At 45.4% G+C, this 504-nt stretch carries 1 pseudogene; it reads right to left on the bottom strand.

Going from position 1 to position 504, the window contains the following annotated elements:
* A pseudogene (locus ASG38_RS04010) lies at positions 1 to 504 on the bottom strand (hypothetical protein); the annotation flags it as partial.

The following is a 504-nucleotide window of genomic DNA, read 5'->3' on the forward strand; positions in this document are numbered from 1 at the left end:
TTATGATTATCCGTAGTAGCACCTGGAATTGGCTGGTCGTTTTTAAACCATTGGTAGGTATAGTCAGAATTGGCAACACTTGACGAAAGGGTAACGCTACTTCCCTCGCATAATGCTCCGGAACTGCTGATTGTAGTGTTTTCCGGCGATAGTTTTATGTCAACGGCATTAGAAACCACAGGCGCGAAATCAGGCAGGGTTACACTCACGGTATAGCTGCCATTTTCTGTCGCGCTGTTTATGGTATGGCTCATGGCTGTAGCTCCGGCAACAGTAGAAGTATTTTTAAACCATTGGTAGGTATAGGCACTGTTATTCCTGTTGGTCAGGTCGATTACACCTTGTGACGTATTGGCAATAAAACGGGTTATGGATAAGGTTACAGGTCCGTTATCACAAGCCGTGTGGCTGGAGGTAGGAGCAATGGTTACTTCAAACCCGGTTGGATATTCCAATACAAATACTTTTTCGGCAGTAGCATTACAGCCTTGCGTCTGAGTGACC

The sequence above is a fragment of the Flavobacterium sp. Leaf359 genome (assembly GCF_001423985.1).
Lineage (GTDB): Bacteria > Bacteroidota > Bacteroidia > Flavobacteriales > Flavobacteriaceae > Flavobacterium > Flavobacterium lindanitolerans.